This window comes from Billgrantia gudaonensis (assembly GCF_900100195.1).
Taxonomy (GTDB): Bacteria; Pseudomonadota; Gammaproteobacteria; order Pseudomonadales; family Halomonadaceae; genus Halomonas; species Halomonas gudaonensis.
In genome coordinates, this window is record NZ_FNES01000001.1 from 24,006 (window position 1) to 42,124 (window position 18,119).

Annotated in this window: 18 protein-coding genes; 10 read left to right on the plus strand and 8 right to left on the minus strand. The window is 65.3% G+C overall.

What is annotated here, in order from left to right; genetic code table 11:
• Positions 1-40 precede the first annotated feature (40 nt).
• From BLP96_RS00130 to BLP96_RS00155, 6 genes are all read left to right on the plus strand, one after another.
• A complete protein-coding gene (locus tag BLP96_RS00130; protein ID WP_089681871.1) occupies positions 41-1,846 on the plus strand; it encodes a PHA/PHB synthase family protein in 1,806 nt (601 codons plus the stop codon).
• Positions 1,847-1,980: 134 nt separating this feature from the next.
• The gene (locus tag BLP96_RS00135; protein ID WP_218118558.1) at positions 1,981-3,039 is read left to right on the plus strand and encodes a calcium/sodium antiporter; all 1,059 of its coding nucleotides are present in this window, start codon (positions 1,981-1,983) and stop codon (positions 3,037-3,039) included.
• A gap of 110 nt (positions 3,040-3,149) precedes the next feature.
• Entirely contained in the window at positions 3,150-4,628 is a 1,479-nt protein-coding gene (gene trkI, locus BLP96_RS00140) for a Trk system potassium transporter TrkI (protein ID WP_089682546.1), read from the plus strand.
• Between the two features lie 31 nt (positions 4,629-4,659).
• Positions 4,660-6,678 carry a DUF4118 domain-containing protein gene (locus BLP96_RS20275; protein WP_089681875.1) on the plus strand — a complete coding sequence of 673 codons (2,019 nt, stop codon included), beginning with the start codon at positions 4,660-4,662 and terminating at the stop codon, positions 6,676-6,678.
• Complete coding sequence (locus tag BLP96_RS00150; RefSeq protein ID WP_089681877.1) at positions 6,668-7,375, plus strand: response regulator; 708 nt, start codon at positions 6,668-6,670, stop codon at positions 7,373-7,375. Before BLP96_RS20275 ends, BLP96_RS00150 begins: the two co-directional genes overlap by 11 nt.
• Before the next feature lie 166 nt (positions 7,376-7,541).
• The gene (locus tag BLP96_RS00155; RefSeq protein WP_089681879.1) at positions 7,542-9,014 is read left to right on the plus strand and encodes an esterase/lipase family protein; all 1,473 of its coding nucleotides are present in this window, start codon (positions 7,542-7,544) and stop codon (positions 9,012-9,014) included.
• A 48-nt stretch (positions 9,015-9,062) separates the two neighbouring features.
• Here BLP96_RS00155 and BLP96_RS00160 read toward each other — a convergent pair whose 3' ends face one another.
• From BLP96_RS00160 to BLP96_RS00170, 4 genes are all read right to left on the minus strand, one after another.
• Positions 9,063-9,509, minus strand: coding sequence for a DUF411 domain-containing protein (locus BLP96_RS00160; RefSeq protein WP_089681881.1), 447 nt, complete (start codon positions 9,507-9,509; stop codon positions 9,063-9,065).
• Positions 9,506-9,643: a hypothetical protein gene (locus BLP96_RS20030; RefSeq protein ID WP_176761412.1), complete on the minus strand. Its 138-nt coding sequence runs from the start codon at positions 9,641-9,643 to the stop codon at positions 9,506-9,508. Before BLP96_RS20030 ends, BLP96_RS00160 begins: the two co-directional genes overlap by 4 nt.
• 63 nt (positions 9,644-9,706) lie before the next feature.
• Complete coding sequence (locus tag BLP96_RS00165) at positions 9,707-10,060, minus strand: hypothetical protein (RefSeq protein WP_089681883.1); 354 nt, start codon at positions 10,058-10,060, stop codon at positions 9,707-9,709.
• Between the two features lie 282 nt (positions 10,061-10,342).
• Complete coding sequence (locus BLP96_RS00170; RefSeq protein WP_089681884.1) at positions 10,343-11,035, minus strand: Spy/CpxP family protein refolding chaperone; 693 nt, start codon at positions 11,033-11,035, stop codon at positions 10,343-10,345.
• A gap of 358 nt (positions 11,036-11,393) precedes the next feature.
• Between BLP96_RS00170 and BLP96_RS00175 the strand changes: the two genes are divergently transcribed.
• Positions 11,394-12,446: a L,D-transpeptidase family protein gene (locus tag BLP96_RS00175; RefSeq protein WP_089682548.1), complete on the plus strand. Its 1,053-nt coding sequence runs from the start codon at positions 11,394-11,396 to the stop codon at positions 12,444-12,446.
• A 20-nt stretch (positions 12,447-12,466) separates the two neighbouring features.
• Here BLP96_RS00175 and BLP96_RS00180 read toward each other — a convergent pair whose 3' ends face one another.
• Genes BLP96_RS00180 through BLP96_RS00190 form a run of 3 tightly spaced genes read right to left on the minus strand, consistent with a single transcriptional unit; the run spans position 12,467 to position 15,364 of the window.
• The gene (locus BLP96_RS00180) at positions 12,467-13,114 is read right to left on the minus strand and encodes a response regulator transcription factor (RefSeq protein WP_089681885.1); all 648 of its coding nucleotides are present in this window, start codon (positions 13,112-13,114) and stop codon (positions 12,467-12,469) included.
• Positions 13,115-13,142: 28 nt separating this feature from the next.
• Positions 13,143-14,717, minus strand: a complete 1,575-nt coding sequence (locus BLP96_RS00185; protein ID WP_089681887.1) for a PAS domain S-box protein — start codon at positions 14,715-14,717, stop codon at positions 13,143-13,145.
• Positions 14,717-15,364 carry a CoA pyrophosphatase gene (locus BLP96_RS00190; RefSeq protein ID WP_089681889.1) on the minus strand — a complete coding sequence of 216 codons (648 nt, stop codon included), beginning with the start codon at positions 15,362-15,364 and terminating at the stop codon, positions 14,717-14,719. Before BLP96_RS00190 ends, BLP96_RS00185 begins: the two co-directional genes overlap by 1 nt.
• Positions 15,365-15,467: 103 nt before the next feature.
• Between BLP96_RS00190 and BLP96_RS00195 the strand changes: the two genes are divergently transcribed.
• The gene (locus tag BLP96_RS00195; RefSeq protein ID WP_089681891.1) at positions 15,468-16,025 is read left to right on the plus strand and encodes an NUDIX hydrolase; all 558 of its coding nucleotides are present in this window, start codon (positions 15,468-15,470) and stop codon (positions 16,023-16,025) included.
• Between the two features lie 23 nt (positions 16,026-16,048).
• On the opposite strand, the gene BLP96_RS00200 is transcribed toward BLP96_RS00195, so the two are convergent.
• Positions 16,049-16,363, minus strand: coding sequence for a YqfO family protein (locus BLP96_RS00200; protein ID WP_089681893.1), 315 nt, complete (start codon positions 16,361-16,363; stop codon positions 16,049-16,051).
• A gap of 182 nt (positions 16,364-16,545) precedes the next feature.
• Here BLP96_RS00200 and BLP96_RS00205 point away from each other — a divergent pair, with 182 nt between their 5' ends.
• Together BLP96_RS00205 and BLP96_RS00210 are read left to right on the plus strand one after the other, a co-directional pair.
• Complete coding sequence (locus BLP96_RS00205; protein ID WP_089681895.1) at positions 16,546-17,049, plus strand: fasciclin domain-containing protein; 504 nt, start codon at positions 16,546-16,548, stop codon at positions 17,047-17,049.
• Between the two features lie 105 nt (positions 17,050-17,154).
• Complete coding sequence (locus BLP96_RS00210; protein WP_089681897.1) at positions 17,155-17,994, plus strand: fructosamine kinase family protein; 840 nt, start codon at positions 17,155-17,157, stop codon at positions 17,992-17,994.
• The last annotated feature ends 125 nt before the right edge of the window (positions 17,995-18,119 follow it).

Genomic DNA, 18,119 nt, shown 5'->3' on the forward strand with positions numbered 1-18,119 from the left:
TCGCGCTGGCCGGCAGCATCCGCAATGGGAGCACCGCATCATGACCGAACATGACCGTCTTGCCAGCGACGCCGTTCCGCCCACCCCCTGTGCGCCCTTCCCCAGCGAGGAGGCGCGCCCCAGCCCGGGCTTCTATCCCTCCCACGCGCTGGATCGTGCCTTCAAGGCCAATCTGGCCCGGCTGACGGCGGGCATTTCGCCAGCCGGGCTGGCCAGCGTCTACTTCGAGTGGCTGGCGCATCTGGCGCTGTCGCCGGGCAAGCAGGTGGAGCTGGGAGAGAAGGCCCTGCGCAAGTCGCTGCGCCTGAGCCAGTACGCCCAACGGCTGGCGCGCGATCCCGCGGCTCCACCGTGCATCGACCCCATGGCCCACGATCGACGTTTTGCCGGTGAGGCCTGGCAACAGTGGCCCTACAACGTCATCCACCAGTCCTTTCTACTGACCCAGCAGTGGTGGCACAACGCCACCACCGAGGTGGAGGGACTGCCTCCCCAGCGCGAACGGGTGGTCAACTTCGTGACCCGCCAACTGCTCGATCGCTGCTCGCCCTCCAACGTGCCCTGGCTCAACCCTGAGGTCGTCGCGGCCACGCTGCGCACCGGCGGCAGGAACCTGGTGGACGGCTGGCAGAATTTCGTCGTGGATTGGGAGCGGGCGGTGTCGGGCAAACCGCCGGTGGGAGTCGAACGCTTCCGGGTCGGCGAGAACCTGGCAGTGACTCCGGGCAAGGTCGTCTATCGCAACCGGCTGATCGAGTTGATCCAGTATGCGCCCACGACCGAGCGGGTCCATGCCGAGCCGATGTTGATCGTGCCCGCCTGGATCATGAAGTACTACGTGCTCGATCTGGCGCTGGGCAAGTCGCTGGTGGAGTACCTGGTCGCCCAGGGCCATACGGTGTTCATGATCTCGTGGCGCAACCCGGGTTCCGATGAGCGCGACCTGAGCATGGAGGACTACCGGCGCCTGGGTCCCATGGCGGCGCTGGACGCGGTCACGGAGATCACGGGTCAGCCGCGAGTGCACGGCGTGGGCTACTGCCTGGGTGGCACGCTGCTCAGCATTGCGGCGGCCGGCATGGCCCGCGACGGCGACGAGCGACTGGCTTCGCTCACCACCCTGGCCACCCAGGTGGATTTCACCGAGGCCGGCGAGCTGATGCTGTTCATCGGCGAGAGCGAGGTCGCCTACCTGGAGAACATGATGTGGGACCAGGGCTATCTGGACGGCTACCAGATGGCCGGCGCCTTTCAGATCCTGCGTTCCAACGACCTGATCTGGTCGCGACTGGTGCACGACTACCTGCTCGGCGAGCGCCAGCCCATGAACGAACTCATGGCCTGGAACGCCGACATCACGCGCATGCCCTATCGCATGCATTCCGAGTACCTGCGCCGCCTCTTCCTCGACAACGACCTCGCCAGCGGCCGCTACCAGGTGAGCCATCGCCCGGTGGCGATCCAGAACGTTCGCGTGCCGATCCTGGCCGTGGCCACCACCGAAGACCACGTGGCACCTTGGCAGTCGGTCTACAAGATCCATCTGCTGACCGATACCGACGAGGTGACCTTCCTGCTCACCAACGGCGGCCACAATGCCGGCATCGTCAGCGAGCCGGGGCACCCGCGACGGCGCTTCCAGATGCGTACCCAGCGCCATGGAGAGCCCTACGTGGATCCGCTGAGCTGGCAGGAGACCACACCGGAGCAACAGGGCTCCTGGTGGCCGGCTTGGCAACAGTGGCTGGTGGCGCACTCCAGCGGCACGCTGGCGCCCCCGGGCCTGGGCAGCCAGCGTCACCCTCCGCTCGACGAGGCTCCTGGCCGCTACGTGCGACAGCCCTGAGACCGGGCCTGGGCGGTGGTTTTGGCCTCCCCCGATAGCTATTCTTCGTTGGACACTGCGCCGGCGGCGCCCGATGCTGACGCAGTGCCGCGGCCCAGGGTCGGGTCGTCACATGAAAGGAAGGAATGGATAGCATGGTCGTTGCCGCTTTCATCGCAGGATTGCTGTTGCTGATCGTCGGGGCGGAGGGGCTGGTGCGCGGTGCCTCGAACCTCGCCGGGCGACTGGGGATCTCGCCATTGATCGTCGGGCTCACGGTCGTCGCTTTCGGCACCAGTTCGCCGGAGCTGGCGGTGAGCCTCGAGGCGGCCTTCGCCGATCGGGCCGACATTGCCGTGGGCAACGTAGTGGGCAGCAACATCTTCAATGTGTTGTTCATCCTGGGTATCTCGGCGCTGATCGTGCCGCTGGCTGTGGCTCAGCAACTGGTGCGCTTCGACATTCCCTTGATGATCGCCCTCTCGGTATTGGTATGGCTGTTGGCACTGGACGGTGCCATCGGCCGCTTGGACGGACTGCTGCTGGCGATGGGGCTGGCCGTCTATGTGGTGTGGCTCTTCTTTCAGAACCGCCGTGCAATGGCCGGTACTGCGCCCGAGGTGCCGGCCGGTGCTGCCTCCCCCTGGCCGCTCCAGTTGGGGATGGCGGTGGGGGGACTGGCTCTGCTGGTGGTGGGAGCCAACTGGTTCGTGGAAGGTGCCGTTGCCTTTGCCGTCTACCTGGGTGTCAGCGAACAGGTGATCGGGCTGACCATCATCGCCGCCGGCACCTCGCTGCCCGAGGTGGCAACCTCGGTCGTCGCGGCCATGCGCGGCGAGCGTGACATCGCCGTGGGCAACGTGGTGGGCAGCAACATCTTCAATGTGCTCGGCGTGCTCGGCCTGGCCGGGCTGTTGGCTCCATCCGGCATCGCCGTGGCCCCAGCGATGGTCGACTTCGATATCCCGGTGATGATGGCCGTGGCACTGGCCTGCCTGCCTATCGGTTTCACCGCCGGTACGATCAGCCGCTGGGAGGGAGGCGTGCTGCTCGGCTACTACATCGCTTACAGCCTCTATCTGATTCTTGCCGCCACGCAGCACGATGCGTTGACGGGGTTCAGCTCGGCCATGCTGTATTTCGTGTTGCCGATTACCCTGCTGACGCTGGCGGTGCTCACGGTTCAGGAGAAGCGCCGCGCACTGCGTTCCTGATTTTTACGGATTTTTTAGGCCGATGGATGCTTCCATTGGCGTGCCCCGGCATTCATCCAGGGTAGCCCGATTCATCGACATCCCTAGTACCGGGAGGTGGGCCAGTGACGATACGGCCGCGTTGGCAAGGTGGCGAACGCATCCACCGCTGGGCACCAGTGCTCAAAGTGCTCGCCGTGCTGTGGCTGGTGCTGGCGCTGTTCATGGCGGTGCCGCTGGTGGTGCTGCTCATCGAGAAGGATCCGGACGCCCGAGCCTTCTTGCTTTCGATGCTGGTGGTACTGCTGGCCGTGGCGCTGGCCTGGCTGGCCACCGTCAAGGTGGCCGTCGAACTCAAGCCGTGGCAGATGTTCGTGCTGACCACGCTGAGCTGGGTGACCATCAGTGGTTTTGCCAGCCTGCCCCTGGTGTTCGGGGCGCCACATCTCTCCTTTACCAACGCCGTCTTCGAGTCGGTATCGGCGATCACCACCACGGGCTCGACGGTGCTGGTGGGGATCGAGGGCCTTTCCGACGGCCTCAAGCTGTGGCGCGGGATCATGCAGTGGCTGGGAGGCATCGGCATCATCGTGATGGGCATTGCCATCCTGCCATTTCTGAAGGTGGGCGGCATGCGGCTGTTCCACACCGAATCGTCGGACTGGTCGGACAAGGTGATGCCGCGCACCGGCGGGATCGCCAAGGCGACCCTGTCGATATACGTTGGCTTCACGTCGCTGGCCGGGGTGGCTTACTGGCTGGGAGGAATGACGCCGCTGGATGCCGTGGTGCATGCCATGACCTCCTTGGCGACGGGCGGCTTCGCCAACTTCGATGCCTCCTTCGGCGCCTACGCCGACCAGCCGCACCTGCTGTGGCTGGCCACCCTGTTCATGCTTGCCGGAGCCCTGCCGTTCGTGCTCTACATACGTACCCTGCGCGGTGCCCGCCTGGCACTGTGGCGAGACCAGCAGGTTCAGGGGTTGCTGTTGCTGCTGGGGCTGGTGATCCTGCTGCTCAGTGCCTGGCGCAGCTGGCAGGGCGTGGCGCCTTTCGATGCGCTGACGCATGTCGCCTTCAACGTGGTTTCGGTCGTCACTACCACCGGCTATGCCTCGCAGGACTACAGTCTTTGGGGGCCGTTGGCCTACGCAGCGTTCTTCTATCTGACGTTCGTCGGTGGCTGCAGCGGCTCTACCAGCGGTGGCATGAAGATCTTCCGCTTTCAGATTGCCGCTATCCTGTTGCGCAACCAACTGCGTTTCTTGAGTCACTCTCAGGGGATCTTCGCTTCGCGCTACAACGGTCAACCGCTCACCGACGACGTCACCCGTGGGGTAGTGGCGTTCTCGTTCTTCTTTTTCCTGACCATCGCCGGGTTGGCGCTGGGACTCGCTCTGCAGGGACTCGACTTGGTGACGGCGCTGTCGGGTGCGGCCACGGCGGTGGCCAATGTCGGCCCGGGGCTGGGCGAAACCATTGGCCCGGCAGGCAACTTCGCGAGTCTGCCAGAGGCTGCCAAGTGGTTGCTGTGCTTGGGCATGTTGATGGGACGACTGGAAATTCTCACCGTGCTGGTATTGCTGACACCCACGTTCTGGCGGCGTTAGGCCGGTGCCGGATGGACGAACGAGAGGGACGATGCGCGATAGCGATGATTCACGACAGTCTGCCGAAACGGAGCCACTGGCTGCGGAGGCGCCTCCGCCGCGGTCATCCCGCGTACAACTGCTGGTTGCCTTGAGCGGTGGCGAGGAAGACTTGGCGCTGGTGCGGGCCGCCCACCGGATGGCGCAACGCGACGGCATGCGCTGGCGGGCAGTGCATGTGGACAACGGCCAAGCCACGCCTCGCCGCCGCTTGCGTCTGGAGCAGGCATTTGCCCTGGCCGCACGCCTTGGCGGCGAGACGCGGCTGATCCAGGGGCAGGGACGAGCCAGTGAGCTGCTCGACTATGCGTGGGCCCAGCAGGCCACCACGCTGGTGGTGGCGCGTCCGCGGCCCTCGGGGTGGCGTTTCTGGCGTCGCCCGCTGGTCGATCGCCTGTTGCACAAGGGCGGAGCTTTCGATCTGGTAGTGGTGGCCGAGGCCGGTCCACGACCGCGGTTTCGACCGCGGCGGGTACGCCCCCCGCTGCGCTGGCGTGAGCCGGGCATTGCGTTGCTGAGTACTCTGGGGGCTCTGGTAGTGGCCGGGGGGCTCGATGCCTGGCTGGAGCTGGCCAATCTGTCCCTGGTGTTCCTGGCAGCGGTGCTGGTCAGTGCCGTCCTGACGGGAACCCGTGCCGCCATGTTCAGCGCCGTGCTGGGGTTTCTGGCGTTCAACCTCTTCTTTACCGAGCCCCGCTTCTCGCTGGCCATCGGACAACGCGAGCAGCTGCTGACGGTCGCTTTCTTCCTGCTGGTCGCGGTGGTGGTAGGCCAGCTTGCCGGCCGAGGACGGCAGCGCTTGCTGGCCCTGCGCGCCAGCCGCGAACAGACCCACCGCCTGTTGAGCTATTCGCGGGCCCTGTCGGCAGCGACCGATCGCGAGCAAGTGCGCGACATTGGTTTGGCCACTCTGGAGCAGTGGCTGGCCGTGCCGGTGGTGTTTCTCGATTCTCACACGGAGGATGGCGACTTGGCGGTGCGTGCCGGCATTCCCGCCGACATCGCCCTCGATGGAGCGTCCGATGCAGCGGCGCGTTGGTGCTGGCAGCATCGCCGGCCATGTGGCTTCGGGACCGAAGAACAGCCTACGTTGCGCTGGCGCTTCCTGCCGCTCGTCGAGCAATCGCGGGTATTGGGGGTTGTCGGGCTGGAGCTGGCGGTGCGTGACGATGGCCTCGGTCCCGACGAAGAGGCGCTGATCGATACGCTGGTCCGCCAGCTGGTCATGGCACTGGAGCGCACCCGTCTGGTGGCCGATCTCGGCGAGGCGCGGGTCTCGGAAGAGAACGAGCGGCTGCGCGCAGCCTTGCTGTCGTCGGTGTCCCACGATCTGCGCACGCCACTGGCTTCGATCATCGGCGCCGCCAGCTCGCTGCGTGAGCTGGCCCCGCAGCTCAGCGAAGACGACCGGCGCCAGCTGCTCGACGGCATCCTGGCCGAGAGCGAACGGCTCAACCGCTATATCCAGAACCTGCTCGACATGACGCGCCTGGGGCAGGGAGGGCTCAAGATCGAGCGTGACTGGATCGCCCTCGACGATCTGGTGGCCGGCGCCCTAAAGCGTCTGGGCTCGGAGCTGGAAGGTCTGGACGTCGTGCGTGACTGGCCCGATGACCTGCCGTTGCTGCACGTTCATCCGGCGCTGATCGAACAGGCACTGGTCAACGTGATCGACAACGCAGCGCGCTTTTCGCCGGCAGGTGGACGAGTGACCTTGCGTGGGCACCACGACCCCGATGCCCATGAATTGGTGATCGAGGTCAGCGATCAGGGGCCGGGCATTCCCGTTGAGCAGCGCGAGGCCGTGTTCGACATGTTCCATACCGGTGGCGAAGGCGACCGTCGTCGCTACGGCAGTGGGCTGGGGCTGGCCATTTGCCGTGGCATGCTCGGCGCCCATGGCGGCAGCATTCGTGCCGAGGCCGCTAATGGCGGCACGGGCACGCGGATCGTGATGCGCCTGCCGCTGCCGGAGAACCTGGCGCCGGAGGCAGCGGGTCATGACGACTGAGCCGCGCCGGGTACTGGTCGTCGACGACGAGCCGCAAATCCGCCGCTTCCTGCGCATCAGCCTGACGTCGCAGGGCTTCCTGGTGCTCGAGGCATCGACCGGCCGAGAGGGCCTGGCCCAGGTGCGCGAAAGCTTGCCGGATCTGGTGCTGCTCGATCTGGGACTGCCCGACATGGACGGGCAAGAGGTGCTCGATGCGTTACGAGCCGAGAGTTCCGTGCCGGTCATCGTCGTTTCGGTGCGCGGTCAGGAGAGCGAGAAGGTGCGTGCCCTGGATCGCGGCGCGAACGATTATGTCACCAAGCCCTTCGGCATTCGCGAATTGCTGGCACGCATTCGTGCGCTGCTGCGCCATCCGCTTCATGCCTCGCTGGCGGGAGCGAGTTCGCGCTTCGTCAGGGGCGAAGTCGTCATCGACCTTGCCACCAGGGAAGTGTTCAAGGACGCGATTCCCGTACATCTCACACCCAAGGAGTACGCGGTGCTCGCGCGGCTCTGTCGCCATGCCGGCAGGGTGGTGACGCAGACCCAACTGTTGCGCGAGGTTTGGGGGCCCGTTCACGCCGAGGATACCCACTACCTGCGCATCGTGATCAGCAAGCTGCGCCACAAGCTGGGCGATGACCCGCAAAAACCCTACCTGCTGCACACCGAAGCCGGCATTGGCTATCGGTTGTTGGTGGAGCCGATGTCCTGAGCGGGACTCCGGTCGCTCGCGGCGTGGGCTGATTCGCTGGATCCTGGTTTCTGACCCGACCGCTCCATTGTCTATGCTGAGGATGGTGCCGGTGCGTCTCGCCTCCTGGATAGGGGGGTGACGTGGCCTGCGCAGGACATGCGAGACGCCGGCCAGGAGGGCAGCCATGTCACGAGAAGCGCGTTTCCATCCGATCCTCTACGTGCGTGGCTTCGCCATGCGCGACAGCGAGATCGAAGACACCATTCATACCCCCTACATGGGGTTCAATCGCGGCTCGTCCCGGGTGCGACAGGGGCCGGGGGGCGAGTTGCACACCTTCCTGTTCGAGTCGCCGGTGGTTCGGTTGATGAAGGATTACGGCTACCGCGACATCTATCAGGATGGGGCCGTTCATGAGGGCGAGTTGCCGAGCCGGAGCCTGCTGATCCATCGCTACTACGAGGATGCCGCGGGACGCGGGCGACGCCCCTCGATCATCGAGGCGGCCGACGATCTCTCGGCACAGATTCTGTGGCTGCGCGATCGGGTATGCGGCAACGACTCCGCGGCGCGAGCGGCGTTTCGGGTCTATCTGGTGGCCCACTCCATGGGTGGGTTGATCTGCCGCTGTCTGCTGCAGAACGAGGCCGTCGGCGATGCCGAGGCGAGGGCCTGCGTCGACAAGGTGTTCACCTACGGCACGCCCCACGACGGCATCGAAGTGGCCGGCTTCAACGTGCCGCGCTTTCTCGACGTGTGGGATATCGACAACTTCAACCGCGAGACCATGGCGCGCTACCTCGACCTCGTCCCTCGGGAGGGGCGAGTCAACCATCTCGATGGGCGCTTTCCCCCCGAGCGATTCTTCTGCCTGGTGGGCACCAATCACCAGGATTATGGCGCGGCACGTCTGGCCGTGGGACCCATGAGCGATGGCCTGGTGACCATCGACAATGCCTGGGTGGCAGGAGCGCCGCGGGTGCATGCCTATCTGAGCCACAGCGGCCGCTTCGGCATGGTCAACTCCGAAGCGGGCTACCAGAACCTGGTGCGTTTCCTGTTCGGCGATGCCCGGGTGGCGGGACGCCTGGTGGTGGAGCAACTGCCGCTGCCGCCTTCGGTGCAGTCGGCGCGGGAGGACGGAGAAACGATCGAGGGCGGTTACCACTTCGAATGCACGGTAACGCCGCGTCGCTTTCCTCCGGTGTCGCTCTCGGATCGTCGCTCGGCCCATGGCTCGGCGATCTTTCGTCGCTACGACGAACTCTTTCATCCCCAACGGCTTGGGCTCGAACGGGCCCGGCATCCGGTGTTGTTCTCGCTCTATCTCGACAGCAGCAAGATCACCGTCAAGCAGGGGCGCACCATGCTGTTCGTGGCCGACATCGCCGTGCGCAGCACCGAGTTCAAGGTCGGTGGGCGCTGGTTCGTCAGTCGCCGAGTGCCGGACGAGAACCTGTTTCGCGAGCAGTTGGTGATCCTGGCCACGGCCAGCAGCCAAGGCTGGCGCCTGCGCTACGTGCTGGGCGACGAGGAGTGGGGAGAGGGCCGCGGCAAGGCGGTCAGTATGGATGACGAGGGTAAGGGCTATGTACCGCTGCGCAGCCGTAAGGGGTTCCAGGCGCGGCTCTACCTGGATATCGCCGACTGGCAGTGACGGCGCGGTTGGAGAGAGGCGCGCCGGCGTGTGCCGGCGCGCGTGAGCTTACAGTGTCATGAAGGGCATCGGCTCCTGGTCGGTGAACTGGTAGACATCCCAGTCCTCCTTCTTGGGCCCGGGCATGCCCGGAGTACCGATGGGCATGCCGGCCAGGCCGATGCCGTCGATGCGCAGTTGCTGGTCGAACAGGGCTTCGATGGCCTCGAAGGGCACGTGGCCCTCGACCGTGTAGCGACCGATCTCGACGGTATGGCACGAGCCGAGCCCGTAAGGCAGGCCGGCTTCCTGCTTGATCTCGCCCATGTCGACGTCGTCGATGACGGTCACCTTGATGCCTTTGGCCTCCAGATGTTCCGCGTAGCCGTCACAGCAGCCGCATTGCGGATTCTTGTAGAGGGTGGCTTCGTCCGGCACCGGGGCGGCGTGGGCCGTGGCGGTGGCGCCCAGTACGAGAGCGCCGGAAAGCAGCAGGGAAGTCATGGAACGGTTCATGAGGTGGCTCCGTTACGCGGGGTGAAGAAGAGGTACTTGCTCAGGGCGGCGACGCCGAGGGTGATCAGCAAGAGTGCGGCGATGGGCATGACGGTGCCCAGCATGCTGCCAGTCATGGGGCAGTCGATCGGCATGGGTATGCCTCCTGAAGAACGCGGGTCTACATTGGGTAACGCTGTCGGTGGACGGGCGTTCGTTCAGGCTTTGGGAGGGCGCCGCGGGGGCTGGGGGCTGCGTGCGACGAAGGCCACCGCCGGGGCGATGGCCGGGGAGGCGGGGTCGGCGAGGGCCAACTGCATGCCACGGGCAAGCGCGGAGCAGGCGGAACATCCGACAGCGTCGGTGGGAGGATCGGATGCATCCATGGCGGGATCGGTGGCCGCACCGTCGGGCATCTGCACATGGGGCGTGAGGCAGTCGCCATGGCCATTCTCGAGGTCCATGCCCGCATGACCGGGGAGGCTGGCCATCGCCAGCAGCAACGCGACGAGCAGCGCTAGCAGGCGGCCCCCTGCGCTTCTGCTCGGTGATGATGTGGCGAGCTGCGTCATGCGTGCTACCTCGTCTTCGATGCTTCACATTGAAACCGATACGGCGTGCCGGATCATTGACCTGGCGCAAGAACGGTTAGTCGTCGTGGTGGCGATGGTCCCCTCGAGATGGCTTGCGCCCTTGCCCTCCTTGCCACCCCAATGCGTTCCGCTTACGCAGCCCCGCCCTGGAGCATTGGGCGGCGGGTGTCTGGAAGAGACGGTCATTGGGCCAGTGCTCCAAGTGGCGGCCCTCCTGCGACGCTCGAGGATGGGGCCCATGACCGTCAACGGTCGTATGTCTCAGGGCGTGGTCCGCTGCAGCCGTTCGCGCTGCTCGTCGGTGAGCAGGTCGTTCAGGGCATTATGGTGGCGGACCCGATCGGCCAGCATTTCGCCATGCAGATCGGCCATCTGGCCGTGCAGCGCTTGAATCTCTTCAGGATTGGGCCGAGCCTCTTGCATCAGCGTCATGAGATCGTCACGCAAATTCATCATTTCGCCCATGCGTTCGAGCTGTTCCTGACGGTGCGCCTGCATCAGCTCACGCATCTTGCCCTGCTGCTCAGGTTCGAGCATCTGCTGCATCATGCCCATGCGTGAACCGCCCATCATGGGGCAGGGCATCATGCCGCCCCCCATCATGCCGGGGCCCATGCCCGGGCCGTATCCACCCGGACCGCCCATCATCATGCCGGGGCCCATGCCCGGGCCGTATCCACCCGGACCGCCCATCATCATGCCGGGCCCCATGCCCGGGCCGTATCCGCCCTGGCCGCCCATCATCATGCCGGGCCCCATGCCCGGGCCGTATCCGCCCTGGCCGCCCATCATGCCGGGGCCCCTGCCTTGGCCGTATCCGTCCTGGTTACCCATCATGCCGCTTCCCTGCCCGGCTTGTGTGTCCGGCATGCCCTGGGCGAGGGCGACGCCGGTACCGCTGGCCGTCATTGCCAGGGCGAGCCCGAGTGCGAGAGTGTGTTTGCGCAGAATCATGGTCATTCTCCATGCGTGCTACCGAGCGAGCCCGTGGGCCCATGTCGGTGTTGAGATCGTTCAGGCGTGCGCCGCGATGGCATGCCAGGGGCTCCTGTTCAACGGGCGTACGCTCTCAGCGTAGTGCAGATGTCAGCGATGCCTCTTGACCTACATCACTCGCTCATTGCGTAGACGATCTCTGTGCAGGACACGGGTTCACGCGATTCGTGGCACTCTCAGCGCCATGGCCCAAGCCCGGTTGCAAGGCCAGGAGGAGAGGGTAAAAGCCCAATGCTGAGCGGGTCCGTATTGCAGGCCCGCAACCGACATGGAACACTGTTCGACCTTTCTGCCGCTAACCGGGTCCATGGCCAACATGCATGCGTTCTCTGCTTCTCGACTGTGGTTTCTTCTGAGCGTGGCGACCGTCCTGCTGATCGGGGCCGTGTCGGTCCATGCTGACGACGATTGGCCCAGGGGCCACTATCCGTTGCCCGAAGAGGGCGACCTGATCGGCGAGGATTACACCGTCGAAGCGCGGGCCGACGAGACGCTGCTCGATATCGCGCGCCGCCACAACGTCGGCTACGAAGAGATCCGCCGTGCCAACCCCGAGGTGAGCGTGTGGATGCCGGGCGAGGGCACCGAGGTGGTGATTCCGGCTCAGCGTCTACTGCCGCCGGTGCCGCGCGAGGGCATCGTCATCAACGTGGCCGAACTCCGGCTCTATTACTATCCCGAGGTCGAAGAGGACGAGATACCGCGCGTCGAGACCTATCCCATCGGTATCGGCCGTGAAGGTTTCGACACGCCGCTGGGCAAGACCGAGACCACCATGCGCATCGAGAATCCGGCCTGGTATCCTCCCGAGTCGGTGCGCGAGGAGGCCGAGGCGCGCGGCGAGGAAGCCCCCCGAGTGGTGCCGCCGGGGCCCGATAACCCGCTCGGCGATCACGCCATACTGCTGGGTTTCGACGGCTACCTGATTCATGGCACCAACCGGCCGGATGGCATCGGAATGCGCGCCAGCCGCGGCTGCATCCGCATGTTCCCCGAGGACATCGAATCGATGTTCGAGCAGATTCCGGTGGGCACTCAGGTGAACATCATCGATCAACCGATCAAGGCCGGCTGGTACGAGGGTACGCCTTACGTGCAGGCGTACGAGCCGTTGGCAGAGCAGGACGAGGGCATGGCATTGCTGCTGGAGGCACTGACGCTGCTCGGTCAGTCAGCCGGGGGTGAGGCCATGGCAGCGCTCGATTACGAGCAACTGCGCAGCGTCGTGGATGCGCCGGATGGCCAGGTCGTTGCCATTCGTCCCGCACCGGAACCCGAGCCAGAGCCCGAGCCCCAGCCGCAAGAGCCGGGTGGCCTTTACGAGTACCTGGGGCTCAAACGGGGCTTTTTCGATGCCTTGAAAACCTGAGGCGAAGTCAGCGGAGTCGCTCACTCGCCAGTGCGGTCGGGCAGCGCCTCCACCAGGCCCAGAGCCACGCAGAGGCGCACCAGTTCGGCCAGGTTGGCGGCGCCCAGCGCTTTCATGGCGCGCAGGCGGTAGATCTCCACGGTCTTGGCGCTGACGCCAAGCTGTTCGGCAGCCTCGCGGCTGGTCATGCCCTCGGCGACGTGCACCAGGATCTGCTGCTCCTTGGGGCGTAAGGCACAGTAGCGGTCGTGTAGCGTTTCGAGGCGGCTGCGTGCCTGGCGTGTACGGTGAGATTCGGTGAGCGCCTGCTGCAGGGTGTCGATGAGCTGCTGGTGGTTGAAGGGCTTCTCGATGAAGTCGAAGGCACCGGCCTTGAGTGCCGCCACGGCCATGGGCACGTCGCCATGGCCGGTCATGAAGATCACTGGCGCGCTGTCGCCGCGCTCGTTGAGATGCTGCTGTACCTGCAGCCCGGAGAGGCCGGGCATGCGTACGTCGAGCAGCACTGCGGCGTGACGGTCCGCGGGGACGGCGAGGAAGGCGTCACCGTCCTCGTAGGCACAGGTGGCCAACCCCACCGAGTCGAGCAACCAGGCGAGAGATTCGCGCAGCGCCTCGTCGTCGTCGACGACGGCGATGCAGGCGGAGGTGTCGGTGGTGTGAGGCACGCGGCGCTCCGGGCAGTCGGGCCAAGGGTCAGTCGGGGCGCGGCCGAGGCAGCAGCGCAGCTTCCGCTTGCAGTGTAGCGGCAAAGGTGGCTCCGTCGGAACCGTTCTCCAGACGCAGGTTGCCCCCCATTGCCTCCATCAGCGAGTGGCTGATGGCCAGCCCCATGCCCAGGCCCTCGCGGCGGGTGGTGTGAAACGCCACGAACAGACGATCGGCCTGCTCTGGCGGAACCCCAGGCCCCTGGTCGCTGACCGTTACGGTCACTTCACGAGGGCCGCTGCGGTGGGCACGGATCGTTACCCGTTCGGCAGCAGGCGTCTCGCGACTTGCCTCAAGGGCGTTGATCAGCAGGTTGATGAGCACTTGCTCCAGTGCAACCGGGTCTGCCAGCACCCGCGGTAGCGACTCGGGCAGGGCGTGTTCCAGGGTTATGCCGCTTTGCTGGTATTGCCACTCGCAAAGACGGCAAGCGGCATCGACGACCTCGAGCAGGGGCACGGGGCGCGGTCGGGTCTGGCCCTTGCGCACGAAGGTGCGAATGTGGCGCAGGCGTTCGGCGAGGCGTTGCACCTGATCGTTGATTCGCGCGAGCGGCGTTTCCAGGTCGCTGGCGGGACGCTGTGGGTCCGCGGCGAGCTGCATCAGCGCGCCGCTGGCATAGTTGGCCATGGTGCCCAGTGGCTGATTGAGCTCGTGAGCGATGTTGGAGGCGAGCTCGCCGGTAGTGGCCAGGCGGTTGGCATGGGCGATCTGCTCCTGATGACGGCGTGACTGGGCCTCGGTGGCCAGGCGCAGGCGTATGTCGCGGTTGAGCAGCGAAAGGTGATCGGCAGTGGCACCACGTCCGCGATGGGCGAGCACCACGCTCAGCACGGGGACCTCTCCGTTGGGGCTGCACATGGCCAGCTCGCCGCTCCAGGAGCCATAGCGTGCCACGGCCGGCATCACGATCTCGCGCAGCACGGTGAGCGATTCGGGGGTATAGGCATGATCCAGGCGACACTCCCGCGCTTCACGTGGCAGGCCCAGCAGGCGCCGAGCGGCTTCGTTGGAGTAGAACAGACGCTCCTCGCCGTCGACGAAGAGCACGTAGTCGGTGGTCGATTCGACCACCTGGGCCAGGCGCTCGCGATTGGCTTCGGCCTGGATGCGACGGCCGACGTCGCGGGACACGCACAGGATGTCGAGCAGTTCGCCGCTGTCCGGGTCGCGGCGCGTACGGCTCGTGGTTTCGAACCATACGTAGCGGCCGTCCTTGGCACGAAAGCGGTAGGTGTACTGGTAGAAGCCGGCGTGATAGTAGACGCGGGGCGACTTGTTGAGCAGGTCAGCGAGGTCCGATGGGTGGAACAGGTCGTAGGCGGAGGCCCCGATCAGTTCCTCCGGTGCATAGCCCAGCAGGTCGCGAGCCGCCTGGGAAGCATAGAGGAAGGTGCCGTCCCGAGCGTGGCACGAGATCAGGTCGGTAGTGCTCTCGGCCAGCCACCGGTAGTGACGCTTTTCTGCCTCGAGAGACGCCTTCTCCGCCTCGAGTTCGGCGATGCGTGCTTCGAGTTCGGCGATGCGTACGCTTGGCGCGCATTCCGAGTCGCGGTGTCTCATCACGAGGTAAGCACGAGCGGGTTTGGATGGGATAACGGGCGCTCGGGATAGTAACAGAGCCGTCCGTGCGCCGGCTCCTGGAACAGGCTCACCGGACGCTCGAACCCTTCGGCCAGCAGCTCCACCAGCATCATTGCCGATAGTCCCCAGATCACCTCGCCGGCGGTATGGTAGCTGGGGACGTAGTGGGGACGGCCGTTGACCGGAATGACGTCGGTATGGTGGCGTCGGTCATCGAGGAAAAGTGTCAGCGGTACCTCGAAGATGGCATCCAGCTCGGCGGGGTCAGGGGTGAGCGGCAGGCCTGGCGGAATCACGCCCACGTACGGCGTGACGCGAATCCCGTGCAGCGACATCACATCGGAGAGCCGGCCGATCAGTTCGACCCGCCCCGGCGGCAGATCGATTTCTTCAGCGGATTCGCGCAGTGCCGTGGCCAGCAGGTCGCTGTCGTGAGGTTCGCGCTTGCCGCCGGGAAACGCCACCTGGCCGCTGTGAGTGGCGAGATGCGCGGCACGGCGGGTGAAAAGCAGCGTCGGCTCGGGGTGGGCGACGATCGGCAGCAGGACCGCAGCCTGAGGGACGCCGCCGAGCGCGAGCCGGCGCGGGGCATGTGCTTGCAGGCGTTCGCGAAGTTTCTCTAACATGGAGGTTCCACAGGGTTTGATTCCTTCTACCCGGCAGCCTTCCGCGGCGTCAAGCCCGAATCCGGGCGGTGCCCGAGCCGTTACCAGCCTTCCAGGGAGTTCCATGAACTACTGCAGCCACTGTGCCCAACCGGTGCGTTTTGCGATTCCGGAAGGCGATGACCGGCCGCGCTATGTGTGCGATGCCTGCGGTACCATCCACTACCAGAATCCGCGCATCGTTGCCGGCACCCTGCCGGTGAGCGGCTCGCGGGTGCTGCTGTGCCGGCGTGCGATCGCGCCGCGACTGGGGTTCTGGACGCTGCCGGCGGGGTTCATGGAAAACGCAGAAACCACCGTCGAGGCGGCCGCCAGGGAGACCCTGGAAGAAGCCTGCGCCGAGGTGCGCATCCACGGTCTCTATACCCTGATCAATCTACCGCATATCGATCAGGTCTACATGATGTTTCGCGCCGACCTGGAGGGCAGTTTCGATGCCGGCGCGGAAAGCCTGGAAGTGGCGCTGTTCGAAGAGCACGAAATACCCTGGGATGAACTCGCCTTTCCCACCATCGAGCGTACCCTCCGGCACTTCTTCCAGGACCGCCGAGAAGGGGCCTACCCGCTGCACATCAGCGACATCACTGCCGAGGACCGCGAGCGCTACTTCGGCTCGGCATGAACCGGTGCTGGACCTGAAACCGCCTAGCCGAAGGTTTCCAGCCGCCACACGTCGAAGGCCGGCTCTTCATACGGGTGAGCCTTCTTCAAGGCGGCCACGGCCTGACGAATCAGCGCATCTTCGCACACCAGCTCGACCTTGAGCTCCTCGACCCGCTCCAGCTCATCCACTTTTCCAATATGCGGGTTGGCTCCTGCCAGAGGGCGGAACTGCCCGGTGCCCGACGTCTGGAAGCAGCACGCCTCATAGTCGCCGATCCGTCCGGCGCCGGTGGCGAACACTGCCTCCTTGACGGTCTCGGCGTCGTCGGTGGGTACGAAAAAAGCCAGTTTGTACATGAGCGTTCTCCTCGACTGTGAATGGTCGGAGGCCCCAAGACGCGAGGGCTCCGATGGGAGAAAAAAATAGTTGTCCAAAAGCTGTACGGATACTATGTTGTGTATAGGCCGGAGCAGATTGCCGGCCTGTTCTCGACAGGGCCAATGGCATGAAACCAGAGGCCATCATAGGAGAGTGTCACATGCGTGTCCTTACCTCCGTAGTTCCACAGTGGTTGTACACCGGCTTGGCCGGGTTGATGCTGACATCCGCCGCGATTGCCGACGATCACGGTCAGAAAGACATCGTCGATACTGCCGTGGCGGCGGGCCAGTTCGAGACCCTGGTGGCCGCCGTGGAAGCCGCCGGTCTGGTCGACACCCTCAAGGGCGAGGGCCCTTTCACCGTGTTCGCACCGACCGATGCGGCCTTTGACGCGCTGCCCGAAGGGACACTGGACGAGCTGCTGATGACCGACAATCGGGATCAGCTGCAGGCCATCCTGACCTACCATGTCGTGCCGGGACGCATCATGGCCGCCGATGCCATGGAAGCGGACAGCGCCACGACGGTGCAAGGCCAGGATCTCCGCATCACGACCATGAATGGCAGCGTGATGATCAACGATGCAACAGTGGTCGATGCCGATATCGAGGCGAGCAACGGCGTGATTCACGTGATCGACTCGGTCCTCCTCCCCGAGTGATTCCTGTCCCCCTGTTGGCCGCCCTCCGGGGCGGCTTTTTTTTGACAGCTAACCTGTCAGGCGCGACCCTCTGCGAACGAATCGTCGTCATGGGGAGTTGCGGCCATGGATGCAAGACTCGCCGAGCAGCTGGCTATGGCCGGCCTGATCCCAGAAGGTCGTCTCGAGCCTCTCAGCGGGGGCGACATGGCCTCGGTTCATCGCATGACGACTCAGCGCGGCCCGGTCGTCATCAAGCAGGACGATCCAGAGCGCCTGGCCGGCGAAGCCGATGGCTTGCGGGCCCTGCACGCGGCGAAGAGCGGCCTGGTGGTGCCTGCGGTATTGGCCGAGGGCAACGGCTTTCTCGTGATGGAGGCACTGGAGACGGTGTCCCGCCGTGATTCCACGGCGTTTGGCGAGGGGTTGCGCCGCCTGCACTCGGTGACCGGCGAAGCGCACGGCTGGCCGCGTGACAACGCCTGCGGGCTCACGCCTCAGCCCAATGCCCCGTTGCTCGATGGTCGTGTCTTCCAGCGCGAACGACGCTTGCTGCCGCTGGTCGAGGCGTGCCATGGGCATGGCCTGCTGGACACCCGGCTGCGCGATCGCCTCGAAGCCATCGCCCATGGCCTCGAGGGTTGGTTGCCGGATGCTCCGGCGAGCCTGGTGCATGGAGACTTGTGGTCGGGCAACGTGCTGTTCACACCGCAGGGGCCGGCGATCATCGATCCGGCGGTGTACCGCCACTACCCGGAGGTGGATCTGGCCATGTTGACGCTGTTCGGCTCACCGGGCGAGGCCTTCTTCGAAGCCTACTGGAATGGCGAAGTCCCGGCCGACTGGCCGCGACGCGAAGCGCTGTTCCAGCTCTATCCACTGCTCAACCACTTGCTGCTGTTCGGCGGCGGTTACCGCGGTGCGGTGGAGAGGGCCGTGAGCCGCCTGGAGGCCGGGACAAGCTGATTCTCTGAAAAATCGCGCGGCGACGAATACGGCATTGACCGATGCGGGAGGGGTTGCTAGGTTCTAGATTCATACATTCATATTTGTTTGTTACGAGTGTCAGGCAGGGATATCGCATGCAAGCC